We start from the raw sequence: 16,211 nt of genomic DNA, 5'->3' as shown, positions 1-16,211 counted from the left end.
AAAATGCCGATCAGCCGTTGACATTATTCCGGAACAAGTGTAGAATTTACTCAACATATTTCATACTATATAAATAGGAATTGTAGTATAATAAAAAGGCGAGGATCACTAATGGAATTTAACACCAGGCTTCTTCATGGAAAAGCTGTCCGCAAGTATCCTGACAGCGCAATCCTTCCTCCGATCTCTCAGGTAACTGCTTTCCGATTCGACACAGCAGAAGAGCAGGCAAAGGTATTTCAGCACAAAGCCGCCGGTTTTGCATACAGCAGAGTAGGCAATCCGACAGTTGCTGCCTTTGAGCAGAGAATCAATGAGCTCGAAGGTGGCAATGCATGCATTGCCTGCTCATCCGGCATGTCCGCGATTACCCTTGCTCTGCTGAATATGCTCTGCGCGGGAGATGAGATTATCGCGGGAAGCGGCCTTTACGGAGGCTCCATCGACCTCTTCGAGGACCTTACAAAGTTCGGAATCACCACACATTTTGTCAATCACGTCACCCCGGAAGAAATCGAACCACTGATTACCAGTCACACAAGGCTGATCTACAGTGAGGTGATCGGGAACCCGGGACTTCGGGTGCTTGATATCCGGAAGGTTGCTGATTTTGCGCATGCACACGGAATCCCCCTGATGACGGATTCGACGACTGCGACTCCCTACCTGGTGAATCCGATCTCTCTTGGAGCAGACATCGTGGTTCATTCATCCTCCAAATACATCAACGGATACGGGAATGCCATCAGCGGTGTCATCATAGATTCCGCAAAATTCAAATGGGATTTCGACCGTTTCCGGGCACTTGACGGCTACCGGAAATTTGGAAATCTGGCTTATACCATCCGCCTGCGCACAGATATCTGGGAAAATATGGGAAGCTGCCTGTCTCCGGCGAATGCCTTTTTGAACATCGCCGGACTCGAGACTCTGGGGCTGCGTATGGAGAGAATCTGCAGCAACGCCAGCAGGCTGGCGGAAGCCCTGAACGGCATCGATGGAATCAAGGTCAACTATCCGCTGCTTGAGAGCAGCCCTGACAGAGACCTTTGCCGCACACAGCTCAAGGGCTTCGGCGGCGGCATTCTCACCTTCCGGACAGGAAGCAGAGAACGGGCTTTCCGAATTCTCAACAGCCTGAAATACGCGGTGATCGCCAGTAATATCGGAGATATCCGCACGCTGGCCATCCATCCCGATTCCACGCTCTACATCAGAAGTACAAAAGAGCAGAAGGAATCCGCCGGAGTCTTTGATGACACCATTCGCGTCAGCGTAGGAATCGAGAACATAGACGACCTGATCGACGATTTCACCGAAGCGATCCGCAATTCCTGATGTCCGACACATCCTGAAGCACACGAGGGAGTCAAAGTTTGTACAAGGTATTTACAATATCAAATGGCTTACCGTTTACTCAGGACTTTTACACTATGCTCAACAGGGAAAACGTTTACTCAAGACATTTACACCATCAAAAGAGATTACCGTTTACTCAAGGTATCTACACGATCAAAAAGGATAAAAAATAAAGAGGATAAGGAGTACAGAAAAATGAAAATCACAGTATCCGGAGAAACCAAGGAAGTAAAGGACGACATTACTATCTCAGAACTGATCAGCCAGGAGAACGTGGAGACGCCGGAATACGTAAGTGTCTCCGTAAACGAAGAGTTTGCCCAGAAATCAGACTTCGACACCACACACCTGAAGGAGGGCGATGTCGTTGAATTCCTCTATTTCATGGGCGGCGGATGCATGTAAGACAGGAGGATAAGGAAAATGCCATTCACAAATGAGCAGCTGGAGCGTTATTCCAGACATATTATCTTAAAAGAAATCGGTGTAAAGGGCCAGAAAAAGCTTCTGAACGGAAGCGTTCTGATCATCGGTGCAGGCGGACTCGGAGCACCGGCAGCCATGTATCTCGCTGCTGCCGGTGTCGGAAAAATCGGCATCGCCGACGCCGATAATGTTGATCTCTCCAACCTTCAGAGACAGGTCATTCATACTACAAATGACATCGGAAAGCCGAAGGTGGAATCCGCAAAGGAAACCATGAATGCCATCAACCCGGACGTCGAGGTTCAGACCTACCATGACTTCATCACCAGCAAAAACATCATGGACATCATCCGCGACTACGATTTTGTCATCGACGGAACCGACAATTTTCCCGCAAAATTCCTGATCAACGATGCCTGCGTCATGGCGGATAAGCCCTTTTCTCACGCGGGAATCATCCGCTTCAAGGGGCAGCTCATGACAGTCGTTCCTCACCAGGGCCCCTGCTACCGCTGTGTATTTAAGGAGATGCCTCCGAAGGACGCCGTTCCGACCTGCAAACAGGCCGGAGTCATCGGTGCCATGGGTGGAATCATAGGTTCCCTGCAGGCACTCGAAGCAGTAAAATATATCACAGGTGTCGGAGACCTGCTGGTCGGCAGACTTCTGACCTTTGACGGTCTGAAGGGCGAATTCCACACAATCAAGCTCCCGCCCCGAGGAGATGGATGCGCGGTATGCTCCGACCACCCGACCATCACAAAGCTCATCGATTACGAGCAGGCACAGTGCGAGTGGAAACCGGGACAGAACTGACCGCCGCGCGGAATGTCTGAGTTTTCTGGTAAATATCCGGCACGGATAATCCTATCCCTGGAAATACCCTGACACAAAAGATCAGATCACAAGATAATTAGCTCAGACACAGATTCCCGGTTTATCAGAGATTTGCCCAGACACAGATTTCCGATTCATCAGGTATTTACTCTGACAGAGCCTGTCGATATGGCTTGACATGCAGGAGGTTTGCGGTTTGAAGGTTACAATCAGAAAAAGCGATTACGAGAAGATGCTTTCCCACGCGCGCTCCGTATGGCCCGAAGAGGCCTGCGGACTCATTGCCGGGATTGATCATATCGATGACACCGACCCCGACGCAAAGGTTGAGATTCGCGAGATCCGCAAGGTATACCTTCTGGAAAACCGGGATCACACAAATGTTCATTTTTCTCTGGACCCGGGAGAACATCTGAAGGCAGTCGTCGATATGCGGAAGCATCATCTGAAGCCCCTCGGCAACTGGCACTCCCACCCGGAAACGCCGTCTCGCTCATCGGCAGAGGATATCCGTCTGGCATCCTTCGACCATACCGCAAGCTACCTGATCCTGTCGCTGATGGACAATGAACATCCGGTGCTGCACAGCTTTCATGTGGAAAACGGCGTATCCACACCAGAGGCTCTCGAAATCATTTCCGGATGATTACCGGAAAAACAGGAAACCCGCGGCCGCATATTTTATCTCACATGCGTCAGGCGGTCACAGTTCGTGTAAATAACAGCTTCCGGCACTTCGGAAGATACGAGGAGGTACAAGTCAAATATGGCTACAGATTACGCAACATTAAAAAAAGGCGGATGGATGAGGCAGAAACAGAAAAACTATTTTGCCCTCCGTATTCACGTGACCGGCGGATATCTGACAGATGAACAGATGGCAGGCGTTTCACTCGTCGCAAAAAAATACGGCCACGGATACGTCCATCTCACAGCCCGTCAGTCACTGGAAATCCCGTGGATGAAGCTCGAGGATATTGAGGCGATCAAGGCGGAGCTCGCAAAATACGGCGTACAGCCGTCTGTCTGCGGCCCGCGTGTACGTACCACCACTGCATGCCAGGGCAGCGCAACCTGTCCCTCTGCCTGCATAGATACCTACGCCCTGGCCCAGGAAATCGACGAGAGATATTTTGCGAAGGAACTTCCGGGAAAATTCAAGTTCGGTGTGACCGGATGTCAGAATAACTGCCTGAAAACAGAAGAAAATGATATCGGCATCAAGGGAGCCGAGCGCGTCGAGTGGATCGAGGACAACTGCATCGCCTGCGGCGTATGCGTCAAGGCCTGCCGCGAAAACGCAATAACACTTGCCGACGGTAAAATCACCATCGACCGTGACAAATGCACAAACTGTGGAAGATGTGCGAAGGCATGCCCTGCAGATGCCTATGAAGAGCATCCCGGATATATCATGTCCTTCGGCGGTATGTTCGGCAACCATTTTCACAAGGGAAGACAGCTTGTACCGTTCTTTGAGAGCCATGACAAGCTGATCCAGATCTGCGACACCGTCATCCGCTTCTTCCACGATAACGCGCAGCCGGGAGACCGACTTCAGTTTGCTATCGACAGATACGGTCAGGACAAATTCGACGAGTTGATCCGGGAGACCTTCGCCAAGAGCGAAGAATCCGCAAAAAAAGAAGCATCCGAGCCTCTTGAGCTCTCTGACTGGAAGCTCAGAACCGATCTTCAGAAATAATTCCGGACAATCCGAAACAGATACACAGGATCCATATTTTATCCGCAGGAGGAAAGACAAATGGCAAAGGAAATCGACGGAATTCAGGTTGACGAAACGGTAGACATCACAGATGTAGTCTGTCCGGTTACTTTTGTAAAAGCAAAGGTTGCCCTCGAGGAGCTGGACGACGGTCAGGTTCTCTCTGTTCATATGAATGACGGAGAGCCGGTGCAGAACGTGCCGAGAAGCATTAAAGAAGAAGGCCACAAGATTCTGAAGCTCATCGATAACGAAGACGGAACCTACGATCTCCTCGTCCGCAAGGTTGAAGACTAACAGCTCATCATTGAGCTGGAATAAATATTGAAAGTCCGGAACCCGGAATACTGGGTTTTCGGACTTTTTCTATGCCTCGTGAGTACATTTTTCAAAAAAAGATTCGGCGTTTACCGACCACCCTTTTTGCCTGAAAACGGAACCACCTATTTACCTCCGTCTGTGAAGGTGAATAATTCCTCGACAGTAACGTCAAATACTCTTGCAATATCCATTGCCAGCTTTAATGAGGGATTATATTTACCGTTTTCCAGATGAACAATTGTCTCCCTCCGGGCACCAACTTTCTCCGCGAGATCCGCCTGCGTTAATCCTGCTTTTTCACGGAATTCTTTTATTTTTGTAATAAGTGCCACCTCATACTCCCTTCTGATCCATTACCTTGAAAATGATAATTCGCAGTATGGAAATGATGATCAGCGAAATCATAATAACCCAGCCCATGAAAGATGCAGTATTAGCTACATGCCCCAATGTGCCGCCAATAAATGCAGTCAAAACCATTGCTGCTGCAAATATTTTCAGACAGATGGAGTCACATCTTTTTAAATTTGCTCTTGCAAGCTCATCGATGGGCTCTTTGTGAAATTTCCGGACTCTGTATGATATCAGGAAAATAATACATATGATCCCTCCTGCGACAGCATTTTGAATATACGTGTAGGATTCTTTCCAATCCGTTCTTACCCAGCACCAATAGTAGAATGTCAAACCAATGGTAAGAACTGCAGTTTCTGTCATCAATTCTGTAATACTGACTTTTTTATTCATAATGCCTCCTGTGTGATATATTTGTCACTTGTGTTATAAATATATCACATCAAAATTACTTGTCAACAATAAATGTGATAAATAATTCACTTTGTATATTCAGATATACAGTTTCCAGACCGCGATTGACAGCTATGAGGACTTGATGAGTGTGTCTGATTCTGAAAGAATTGTTTAATTGTTAAGAAGTGAGGCCTTAAACCGTTACAAGGATTACAGGAAGTTGCAAATTATAAGAGCGCAAAAAGACATTATTATATGCGGGTTACGCGATTAACCTATTGTGGAATGAGCTTTTTTTAAATACTATGGAACAAAAGCGTAAAGGAGAAACCCCATGTCAGATAAAAGATTTTTACAAGATGTGCTGCGCATCTCCATGCCGGTGGCATTACAATCCATGCTGCAGTCTTCCTTTTCCATGGTCGATCAGATCATGGTCGGTCAGCTTGGAGATAAAAGTGTTGCTGCGGTTGAAATTGCCGGAAAGCCCAGTTTTATTTATGCGTTTGTCATTGGAGCAATCAGTACGATCACAGGAATCATGATCTCGCAGTACATTGGCAACCACAACAGAAAAGCAGAGGAAAAGAGCATCTGTATCAATTTTCTGGTGATGATATTAACCGGGCTTACCTTTCTATCTGTTTTCAGCCTTTTCCAGAATCCGTTCGTGGGAATGTTTACGGAAGAAGAGCAGGTAATCGCAGAGGGCAGCACATATCTCGGGATTATCTCATGGACATTCATTCCGCTGGGGATCTGTAACATTCTGGGGACGGCGCTGCGATGCCGGGACAAATCAACCTGGCCACTTTATATCGGCATTTTTTCTGCTTTGCTCAATACAGTTTTAAACTACTGCTTTATATTTGGAAATTTTGGCGCGCCGCGTCTTGGAATAGCAGGTGCCGCATATGCGAGTGTCATATCCCAGGCAGCAGGAGCACTGATTTCCATCCTGTGTTTTTGCAGATTATATGGGCGGATTCGTATTTCGTTAAGCCTTGGAAAGGCAGGATATTCGCAGTACTTTCTGATGCTTCTGCCGATTGTTTTGAATGAGTTTTTCTGGTCCGTGGGACAAAGCGTATACACATATGTTTATGGGCATATGGGGACTAATGAACTGGCAGGAATGTCGTTGACGGGCGCTGTTCAAGGCCTGACCATGGGAGCATTAAGTGGCCTGTCTCAGGCAGCCGGGATTCTGATCGGCAAAAGGCTGGGCAGCAGGGAATATGATGCTGCTTATGAGGATTCCAAAAAGCTATGCGGTCTTGGAGTAGCCGGATCACTGGTCTTCACGCTGTTATTGATTTTGATCAGAAATCCGTATGTTCAGCTGTTCAACGTATCAGGAGATGTTCGCGGAATTGGCGCAGATATTATGGCAGCATTTGCGATCCTGATGCCTGTGAAGGTACAGAATATGATACTGGGAGGCGGAATCATCCGAAGCGGCGGAAAAACAAAGTATGTCATGATGATTGACATGATGGGAACCTGGCTGATCGGCGTACCTCTGGCACTGCTTACAGGACTGTATTTAAAGCTGCCGGTTATCTGGGTCTACTTTATTTTATCGCAGGAAGAACTGGTCCGTCTGATCGTATCTGTTATTATGTTCAGAAGCAGAAAATGGATGCATACACTACAATAATCGGAGATGAATATGTGGGATGAAAAGAAGATCCGGATTATTGATATTGCAGATGAATTAGGCGTCAGTACAGCGACGGTTTCCAATGTTATCCACGGCAAAACAAAAAAGATATCCGACGCAACGGTCAGACGTGTGCAGGAAAAACTCGTTGAAAGAGGATATATTCCGAATATGGCCGCGACGCTCCTTTCGCAGAACAATTCGAGAATTGTCGGAGTGGTCGTAAACAATCATCCGAAATATGAAGGACATGTTCTGGAAGACCCGTTCGTCAGCGGCGCAGTCAATGCGTTATCCGATGCGCTGGAAAGCCATGGATATTTTTTGATGCTGAAGAAGACAAACGACATCATGGATATTGTCCCCTTCGCATCGATGTGGAATATGGATGGGATGGTAATCATGGGTTTCTGCGAAGATGAGTATCAGAAACTTCGTGACCGCATCAGGATACCGTTTGTTGTATATGACGGCTTCTTTCAGAATGACAGAAACATCTGCAATCTGATGCTGGATGATTATGACGGAGGAAGGCAGGTCGGCGCGTTCTTCAGGGAAAACGGCAGAGAGAAGATATTATTTATCGCGGATAACCGGCTGAAACCGGATTTTGACAGATATGAGGGTCTTTGCTCCGGTTATGGAAGAACAGCTGATTTTCTGGAAGTGCCTATGAGTAAAAAAGAAAGACAGGCACATTATCAGGATATCTTACCGGTATTTCAGGATTATGATTCGGTATTTGCTGCATCGGATTATTATGCGGTTGAAATTATGTACTTTCTGATTCACGCGGGGATACGCGTCCCGGAAGATATCTGGGTTGTGGGATTTGACGACATGGAGTTATGTAGAAATGTCATGCCGCAGTTATCATCCGTCCGGCAGGATGTGTTTTTGCGCGCGGGAAAAGCAGTGGAGTATCTGGATCGGATGAAAACAGACAGAAGTTATTCTGTAACGGACAAAATTCCGGTACAGTTCGTTCCGCGGATGAGCTGTGGAAGAAGATCATATTGAAAGGAATAAAGCCGGCTGCAAAGTGGAATATCGTGGGGACGATGATGGATTTACGGTAAGATTCCACCGTCGCTGCGGAGAAGGCTGGGGGACAGGCTTGAGTGCCAATGTCATTCACGGTGGCACTTACGATGGCACTCACGATGAAGAAAAAATAAGAGAATCCTATGAATCTGGCATTCTCTCAATGGTGAAGTCAAATAACAGAATTACCCGGAAAGTAATGGCGGAAAAGTTATCCATCAGTCTCCGTTCTCTTCGAAGGATAATTAACAAAATGGATGAATTACATTACGTTGGAAGCGGAAATCACGGACATTGGGAGATCAGTTTAGCAATTGAATCAGACAGTGCTTTTTTGTACTCTTTTCCCGTTGAGTAACGGTCAAAAATCCCTGACATTGCCGGAGGCTTTTGAGATAGTATCACAAAAGATACCATGTTAGAAAAATCTGCTTACTTGATATTAAATTGAAATACAGTATGATAATGGATACAAAGAACAACACAACTATCAGGAACGAGATAAAACACGCTGCGCGAGTTTTATCTCGCTATCGCGACGCTCGCCGCACACGAATACTTCGCATTCGGCTGCGGCTCACTGTTCGCGTAAATAAAAATAGGGGACCAGAAAGGCATAGAGGTCATTGTTATGTCCAGTGAAATCAAACAGAGGAAGATGTTGCCAAAGTACATCGAAATACGCGGCGCGAAGGTTCATAATCTCAAGAATATCAATGTAGATGTCCCGCTTAATGAGATCGTGGCGATTACCGGGGTCTCCGGATCGGGAAAATCCTCGCTTGCACTTGGCGCGCTGTATGCGGAGGGATCCCGCAGATATTTGGAATCTCTCTCTACCTATACGCGCCGGAGGATGACGCAGGCGGAAAGAGCGGATGTGGATGATGTCCGCTACGTGCCGGCGGCGCTTGCACTGCGCCAGCGGCCCGGAGTTCCCGGTATCCGCAGTACATTCGGAACACTTTCGGAGCTGCTCAATAGTCTGCGGCTGATGTTTTCGCGGCTTGCGAGCCACCGCTGTCCAAACGGACATTACTGTCCGCCATCTCTTTCCGTTGCGGCCATGCAGGAAATCACCTGCCCGGGCTGCGGCGCGAAATTCTACGGTCCCGGAGCAGAAGAGCTTGCCTTCAACAGCACCGGCGCCTGCAAGACCTGCGGCGGAACAGGAGTCGTCCAGACTGTGAATGAGGCAGCCCTGGTGCCGGATGATTCCAAGACCATTGACGAAGGTGCGGTCGTTGTCTGGGGGACGCTCATGTGGTCGCTGATGAAGGATATCGTGCGCACGATGGGTGTCCGGACGGATGTTCCGTTCCGTGATCTGACACCCGGGGAAAAGGAGATTGTCTATCACGGCGAGCTGAAAAAGCACCACATCCACTACATCAATCCGAACACGCTTGAACCGGCGGATATGGATTTTAATTATTACAGTGCGGTTAATTCCGTGAAGAATTCCCTTGCCAAGGTCAAGGACGAGAAGGGAATGAAGCGGCTCGAAAAATATCTGGAAGAGGATGTCTGCCCGGATTGCCGCGGAACCAGACTTTCAGAAGCCGCCCGCGCGCCCAGGCTTCGAGGGATAGGGCTGGATGAAGCCACAGCCATGACGCTCTCAGAACTGATTCCCTGGGTGAAGGGCGTTCCGGCTTCTTTGCCGGAAGAGATGCGTCCCATGGCAGAAAATATCTGTGAATCCTTCCTGGACGTCTCAAAGCGGCTGATGGATCTGGGGCTTGGCTATCTTTCTCTTGACAGAGCGGCCTCAACGCTTTCCACCGGGGAAAGGCAGCGTGTGCAGCTCGCGAGGGCAGTGCGCAACCGCACGACAGGCGTGCTCTATGTTCTCGATGAGCCGTCGATCGGCCTGCACCCTTACAATCTCAAAGGTCTGACCGGCGTGATGGACGATCTGCGGACGGATGGAAATTCCGTCATCATTGTCGATCATGACACGCAGGTTCTAAAGCATGCCGACTGGATGATAGAGATGGGCAGGGGCGCCGGCGCGGACGGCGGAACGGTTATTGCGGAGGGGAGCATCGAGGATATCTCCAAAAATCCCGAATCCGTCATCGGGCCATACCTCTCCGATCAATATGAAGCAAGGATTCGTCCGGTGCTGCAGAAGGCTTCGATGTTTGAGAAAGGTGTCATACATCTGGAAACAGGGAAAATTCACACCGTACATCCACTGGATGTGCGGATCCCGATGGGGCGGCTCACCGTGGTGACGGGCGTTTCCGGTTCGGGAAAGACGACCATGGTGCTTGAAAGCCTGATTCCGGCACTCAGGGCAAAAATCAACAGGCAGAAACTTCCGGTACATGTAAAAAATATCGAGGCAGAAGGCATCACACAGGTCAAGCTGATCGATGCGACACCGATCGGCATTAATGTGCGCTCAACCGTGGCGACGTACGCGAATGTCCATGATGGGCTCCGAAAAGTTTACGCGAAGACAAAGGACGCAAAAGAACGCTCCTTTAAGGCGGGAGACTTTTCTTATAATACGGGGAAGCTCCGCTGTCCGACCTGTGACGGAACGGGGGAAATTTCCCTGGACGTCCAGTTTCTGCCTGACGTGAAGATTCCCTGCCCGGACTGCCGCGGCTCCCGGTACAGCAGAGAGGCTTTTGATATTCGCAGGAAGGCAAAGGACGGTAACGAATACAGTCTGCCGGAGCTCATGAATATGAGTGTGGACCAGGTGCTGCATGCGCTTGGCGGGCTTAAACTCCTGCAGCAGCGCCTGCAGGTACTGCACGACTTAGGACTCGGCTATCTGACCCTCGGAGAGGAAACACCGGGACTTTCCGGCGGCGAAGCGCAGCGTTTAAAGCTGGCCAGCGAGATGGGAAAGGGCCAGAGCGACTCTGTGTTTGTTTTTGATGAACCGACAATCGGCCTGCATCCGAAGGATGTGAGGACACTGCTGCATGTTTTTCAGACTTTGATCGACCATGGAGCAACGGTCATTGTCATAGAGCATGACCTTGATGTCATTAAGAATGCCGATTACATCATCGACATGGGTCCTGGCGGCGGAAAGGAAGGCGGCAGGATCGTTGCCTTCGGGACACCGGATGAAATCAAACAGACAGGTGAAAGCATTACCGGGCAGTATATATAACTCTCAATTGCAAAATTGCAAAACTAAATTCCCCCCAGATGGCATTTAGTTTTGCAATTGAGAAAGAAGCGCCGCCGAATAACCAAATGTCTTGACTTTGTCCCGCGAACTCTATATACTCCAAAGCATGATCAATTTCATAACAACAGGCAATGACGGGAACAAGTAGGAAAGAACAGAATCCTTCAGAGAGCTGCCGGCAGGTGAGAGGCGCAGGAAGAGTTTTTTCACGAATACATCCCCGAGCTCTGCACTGAAACATTTACAGTAGGCTGCAGCGTAGTGGCGCACGTTATAAACGCCGGAGTATTTGCTTTTCATGTCCATGCACTCCATGTTCAGGCTGTTTTATTTCATAATAACAGCGCACAGATACTCCAGGAGGCGGATATCGTGAGATACCCGTGAAATTAGGTGGTACCACGGAAGAATTTTAAGCTTTCGTCCTGAATGAATTACGGTTCGGGACGGGAGTTTTTTTATGCATTGAATAGACCCGAAAGCCACACCAAAGTGAAAAGCTCTGTCCGTACCGGAGAACCGGACACATCGCGCACATTCGCTGTGCACCTCATTTCCCAACGGAAGGACCAGCCAGCGGAATCAAACAGAAAAGGAGAATAGCAGAACAATGACACTTTACGAAGAACTTCAGGCGCGCGGACTGCTCGCGCAGCTCACAGACGAAAAGGAAATCGCCGATCTCATCAATCAGGGAAAAGCCACCTTTTATATCGGCTTTGATCCGACCGCTGATTCCCTGCATGTCGGCCATTTCATGGCCCTGCTGCTGATGAAGAGACTTCAGGCGGCGGGCAACAAGCCGATCGCCCTTGTCGGCGGAGGCACTGCGATGATCGGCGACCCCTCCGGCCGCACCGACATGCGGAAGATGATGACCGTTGATATGATTGATCACAACGTAGAATGCTTCAAGAAGCAGATGTCCCGCTTCATCGAATTTGGCGAAGGAAAGGCACAGATCGTCAACAATGCGGACTGGCTCCGTGATCTGAACTTCCTGGATTTCATGCGTGACATCGGATCTCAGTTCAATGTAAACGAAATGCTCCGCGCGCGCTGCTATGTCAACCGCATGCAGACCGGACTTTCCTTCCTTGAATTTTCCTATATGTTGATGCAGAGCTACGACTTCTACAGACTGTACCAGGATTACGGCTGCCAGATGCAGTTCGGCGGCGATGATCAGTGGTCCAACATGCTCGGCGGCATCAACCTCATCCGCAAGAAGCTGAACAAGGACGCCTATGCCATGACCATTTCTCTGCTTCTGAAGCATGACGGAACAAAGATGGGCAAGACCGCGGGCGGCGCTGTATGGCTCGATCCGGACAAATACAAGCCTTATGACTTCTACCAGTACTGGAGAAATGTTGACGACTCTGACGTACTGAAATTTCTCCGCATGATGACCTTCCTTCCGCTGGAACAGATCGATGAGATGGATAAATGGGAGGGCAGCAAGCTGAACGAGGCAAAATCAATCCTGGCATATGAGCTCACCTCTCTGGTACACGGAGAGGACGAGGCGAAAAAAGCACAGGCAGGAGCCGAGGCAGTCTTCAAGGGTGCCGGAAGTCTCGACACCGTTCCCTCCGTTGTCCTCACTCAGGATGACTTTAACGAAAACGATGCCATTGATATCATCAGTCTCCTCGTAAAAACCGAACAGTGCGGTTCCCGCTCCGACGCGCGCCGCGCCATCACCAAGGATCACAGCATTACCGTCGGCGAGAGCAAGATCGATGACTTCAAATACGAAGTGAAGAAGACGGATATCCCCGCAGAGGGTCTCCTGATCAAGAAGGGCAAGAAGAATATCAAGAAAGTAGTTGTCGAATAAACGACAATGCGGGAATCACTTCCAAGCTCTTTCGCGTGCGGCGTGACATGCCTGTCTGCGTTTTCGAAGAGCCCGCACTTTCCCATTTGACCGAAGCTTATAGACGCTTATAGACGCACTTCTTGTGCAGAAGCTTGGGATTGCGATGAAGTTCATATAGTGGTAAGATTAATTCCGTACGTGCTGCCGACGGGCAGTTTCGTACGGATTTTTCACAATAAACAGTTCGTGGACAACTGCAGAGTTCACGAAAGCAGGAGGAAGCAGTTATGGCACCAAAGAAAAAATACGGAGTCAACGAACTCCGTGAGATGTTCCTTTCATTTTTTGAATCAAAGGGCTGTCTGAGGCTGAACAGTTTTTCACTCGTTCCGCACAATGACAATTCCCTTCTGATCATCAACTCCGGCATGGCTCCGATGAAGCCCTGGTTCACCGGGCAGGAGATTCCGCCGAGAAGAAGAGTTACCACCTGTCAGAAATGCATCCGTACCGGTGATCTGGAAAACGTCGGAAAAACCGCCCGTCACGGCACGTACTTCGAGATGCTCGGAAACTTCTCCTTCGGAGACTACTTCAAGAAAGAGGCGATTCCGTGGGCGTGGGAATTCCTGACCGAGGTTGTCGGTCTCGACGCGGACAGACTGTATCCCTCCGTATATGAAAAAGACGATGAGTCCTACAATATCTGGCTCAATGACATGCACATCCCTGCAGAGCGCATCTACAAATTCGGCAAGGAGGATAACTTCTGGGAGCACGGCTCCGGCCCCTGCGGTCCCTGTACAGAGATTTACTATGACAGAGGTCCCGAATTCGGAAACGGACCGGAGGATGTCATGGGCGGAGAGGGCGACCGCTTCATGGAAGTATGGAACGTCGTTTTCTCTCAGTTCAACAACGACGGACACGGCAATTACACCGACCTCGTACAGAAGAACATCGATACCGGAATGGGACTTGAGCGTCTCGCGGTTGCCGTTCAGGGCGTCGGCTCCCTGTTCGATGTCGATACCGTAAAATCACTCCGCGACCTCGTATGCACCCTTGCCGGAGGCATCGCCTATGAGCAGCCGGACACCCATGATACCGACGTATCCGTCCGCATCTGCACCGACCACGCAAGAGCCATGACCTTCATGATCTCCGATGGCATCATGCCGTCCAACAACGGCCGCGGATATGTTCTGCGCCGAATCATCCGCCGCGCGGTCCGTCACGGAAGAAAGCTCGGCATCAAGGGTCCCTTCCTGACAAAGCTCGCAGAGAATGTAATCGAGGGCTCGAAGGACGGCTATCCGGAGCTGGAGGAAAAGAGAGATTTCATTCTGAACGTCATCCAGGCAGAAGAGGATAAATTCGAGAAAACCTATGAGCAGGGCATGGAGATCCTTCAGAGCATGGAGGATGAACTGGAGGCAGCCGGCAGAAAAGAGCTCTCCGGTGAGAATGCCTTCAAGCTTTACGATACCTACGGATTCCCCATTGATAATACAAAAGAAATTCTGGAAGAAAAGGGCTATACCGTCGATGAAGCGGGCTTCAACGCCGCAATGAAAAAGCAGAAGGAAACCGCGCGCGAGGACCGCAAGAAATCCGGAAAATCCTCGACCTACATGGGCGCAGCGGCGACCATCTATGAGGAAATGGATCCAGCCATCAACTCCGAGTTTATCGGCTATGACAAAACACAGGCAGACAGCCGGATCGTGGCAATGGCAGCCTTCGCAGGCGAGGAAGAGGACAGTGACTCCATCGTGGAAGCCCTCGCGGACGGACAGTCCGGCGCGATTATCACCGCTGAAACACCGTTCTACGGAACGATGGGCGGACAGGTCGGCGACATTGGAACCATCGTTCTCGGCAGCGACGACAATGAGGCTGCCGCGCTCGGAAAGGGAGCTGCCGTCTTCCAGGTAACCGCGACCGAACACGTAGCCGGCAATAAGATTGCCCACATCGGCAAGGTCGTAAAGGGCATGTTCAAGCTGGGCGACACAGTCACACTGAAGGTCGATGAGAAAGAACGCATGGCGACCTGCCGCAACCACAGCGCGACACACCTTCTCCAGAAGGCGCTCCGTGAAGTGCTCGGCACCCATGTAGAGCAGGCCGGCTCCTACCAGGACGCAGACCGCACCAGATTCGATTTCAGCCATTTCCAGGCAATGACCCCGGAAGAGCTGAAGAAGGTAGAAGATCTTGTCAACGAGAAGATCCAGGCAGGACTTCCGGTTAAGACAGAAATCATGAGTCTTGACGACGCGAAGAAGAGTGGTGCTATGGCGCTCTTCGGTGAGAAATATGGCGATAAGGTACGTGTCGTTCGCATGGGCGACTTTTCAACGGAGCTCTGCGGAGGTACCCACGTATCCAATACCCTGCAGATCGGACAGTTCAAGATTCTGTCCGAGAGCGGCGTAGCTGCCGGCGTCCGCCGGATCGAGGCACTGACCGGCGACAACGTAAGGAAATATTACGAGAAGCTGGAAGCACAGTTAAAGGATGCCGCTTCCCTCCTCAAGGCAACCCCTGACACTCTCGCGGATCATATCCGGAAACTTCAGGATGAACTCAAGGCATCCCGCAGCGAGAACGAGTCGCTGAAGGCAAAGGAAGCACAGAATGCCCTGGGCGATGTCACCGGAAACGCAAAGGACATCAACGGCGTGAAATTTGTCGCCTCCGCTCTTAAGGATGTAGATCCTGATGAGCTGAGGAATCTTGGTGACAGCCTGAAGACAAAGCTGGGAGACGGCAGCGTCATCCTTCTTCTGGCAGACAACGGCGGAAAGGTCAACCTGATGTGCATGGCGGATGACACTGCCGTTGGAAAAGGCGCACATGCAGGCAACATCATCCGCTCTGCCGCAAAGATCCTCGGTGGAGGAGGCGGCGGCCGCCCGAATATGGCACAGGCCGGCGGTAAGGATGCCACCAGAATCAACGACGCCATTGCAGATGCCGAGAATGTACTGAAAGCACAGATCCGGTAATTCTGAACCGCTTAAGAACGCAGAACCGGATATATGCCTGTCATCTGTATGATGCTGAACGATTCGGATTCTGACTGGGATCAAAC

14 protein-coding genes and 1 other annotated feature are annotated in these 16,211 nt (G+C 49.9%); of the genes, 12 read left to right on the top strand and 2 right to left on the bottom strand.

Annotated elements, in window-relative coordinates; all coding sequences use genetic code 11:
- Positions 1–111 precede the first annotated feature (111 nt).
- The 6 genes from ACTQ1O_RS03035 to ACTQ1O_RS03010 all read left to right on the top strand — a co-directional run bounded on the left by ACTQ1O_RS03035 (position 112) and on the right by ACTQ1O_RS03010 (position 4,645).
- A complete protein-coding gene (locus ACTQ1O_RS03035) occupies positions 112–1,338 on the top strand; it encodes an O-acetylhomoserine aminocarboxypropyltransferase/cysteine synthase family protein (RefSeq protein ID WP_441486039.1) in 1,227 nt (408 codons plus the stop codon).
- A gap of 216 nt (positions 1,339–1,554) precedes the next feature.
- Positions 1,555–1,764: a sulfur carrier protein ThiS gene (thiS, locus tag ACTQ1O_RS03030; RefSeq protein WP_441486038.1), complete on the top strand. Its 210-nt coding sequence runs from the start codon at positions 1,555–1,557 to the stop codon at positions 1,762–1,764.
- Positions 1,765–1,782: 18 nt separating this feature from the next.
- Positions 1,783–2,601, top strand: a complete 819-nt coding sequence (gene thiF / locus ACTQ1O_RS03025) for a thiazole biosynthesis adenylyltransferase ThiF (RefSeq protein ID WP_441100316.1) — start codon at positions 1,783–1,785, stop codon at positions 2,599–2,601.
- Positions 2,602–2,854: 253 nt separating this feature from the next.
- A complete protein-coding gene (locus ACTQ1O_RS03020) occupies positions 2,855–3,268 on the top strand; it encodes a M67 family metallopeptidase (RefSeq protein WP_441486080.1) in 414 nt (137 codons plus the stop codon).
- A gap of 120 nt (positions 3,269–3,388) precedes the next feature.
- Positions 3,389–4,327, top strand: a complete 939-nt coding sequence (locus tag ACTQ1O_RS03015) for a 4Fe-4S binding protein (RefSeq protein WP_441486037.1) — start codon at positions 3,389–3,391, stop codon at positions 4,325–4,327.
- Between the two features lie 60 nt (positions 4,328–4,387).
- Positions 4,388–4,645: a sulfurtransferase TusA family protein gene (locus ACTQ1O_RS03010; protein ID WP_441100314.1), complete on the top strand. Its 258-nt coding sequence runs from the start codon at positions 4,388–4,390 to the stop codon at positions 4,643–4,645.
- A gap of 146 nt (positions 4,646–4,791) precedes the next feature.
- On the opposite strand, the gene ACTQ1O_RS03005 is transcribed toward ACTQ1O_RS03010, so the two are convergent.
- Both ACTQ1O_RS03005 and ACTQ1O_RS03000 read right to left on the bottom strand, forming a co-directional pair.
- Positions 4,792–5,001, bottom strand: coding sequence for a helix-turn-helix transcriptional regulator (locus tag ACTQ1O_RS03005; protein WP_441486036.1), 210 nt, complete (start codon positions 4,999–5,001; stop codon positions 4,792–4,794).
- A 1-nt stretch (position 5,002) separates the two neighbouring features.
- Positions 5,003–5,416 (bottom strand): hypothetical protein, encoded by a 414-nt coding sequence (locus ACTQ1O_RS03000; RefSeq protein ID WP_441486035.1) that lies wholly within the window; start codon positions 5,414–5,416, stop codon positions 5,003–5,005.
- Positions 5,417–5,753: 337 nt separating this feature from the next.
- On the opposite strand from ACTQ1O_RS03000, the gene ACTQ1O_RS02995 reads away from it, so the two are divergent.
- From ACTQ1O_RS02995 to alaS, 6 genes are all read left to right on the top strand, one after another.
- On the top strand, positions 5,754–7,079 hold the full coding sequence (locus ACTQ1O_RS02995; protein WP_441486034.1) for an MATE family efflux transporter: 1,326 nt from the start codon (positions 5,754–5,756) through the stop codon (positions 7,077–7,079).
- A gap of 12 nt (positions 7,080–7,091) precedes the next feature.
- Complete coding sequence (locus ACTQ1O_RS02990; RefSeq protein WP_441486033.1) at positions 7,092–8,102, top strand: LacI family DNA-binding transcriptional regulator; 1,011 nt, start codon at positions 7,092–7,094, stop codon at positions 8,100–8,102.
- The gene (locus ACTQ1O_RS02985) at positions 8,083–8,484 is read left to right on the top strand and encodes a winged helix-turn-helix domain-containing protein (RefSeq protein ID WP_441486032.1); all 402 of its coding nucleotides are present in this window, start codon (positions 8,083–8,085) and stop codon (positions 8,482–8,484) included. Before ACTQ1O_RS02990 ends, ACTQ1O_RS02985 begins: the two co-directional genes overlap by 20 nt.
- Positions 8,485–8,757: 273 nt before the next feature.
- Positions 8,758–11,265: an excinuclease ABC subunit UvrA gene (locus tag ACTQ1O_RS02980; protein ID WP_441486031.1), complete on the top strand. Its 2,508-nt coding sequence runs from the start codon at positions 8,758–8,760 to the stop codon at positions 11,263–11,265.
- 143 nt (positions 11,266–11,408) lie between these two features.
- Positions 11,409–11,717: a binding site (T-box leader), on the top strand.
- A gap of 179 nt (positions 11,718–11,896) precedes the next feature.
- Positions 11,897–13,129, top strand: a complete 1,233-nt coding sequence (gene tyrS, locus ACTQ1O_RS02975; protein ID WP_441486030.1) for a tyrosine--tRNA ligase — start codon at positions 11,897–11,899, stop codon at positions 13,127–13,129.
- 269 nt (positions 13,130–13,398) lie between these two features.
- Complete coding sequence (gene alaS, locus ACTQ1O_RS02970; RefSeq protein ID WP_441486029.1) at positions 13,399–16,125, top strand: alanine--tRNA ligase; 2,727 nt, start codon at positions 13,399–13,401, stop codon at positions 16,123–16,125.
- Positions 16,126–16,211 lie beyond the last annotated feature (86 nt).

It is taken from the genome of Bilifractor sp. LCP21S3_A7 (assembly GCF_052118825.1).
In the GTDB taxonomy this organism is placed as follows: Bacteria; Bacillota; Clostridia; order Lachnospirales; family Lachnospiraceae; genus Bilifractor.
This window is presented reverse-complemented; position numbering and strand designations above follow the sequence as displayed.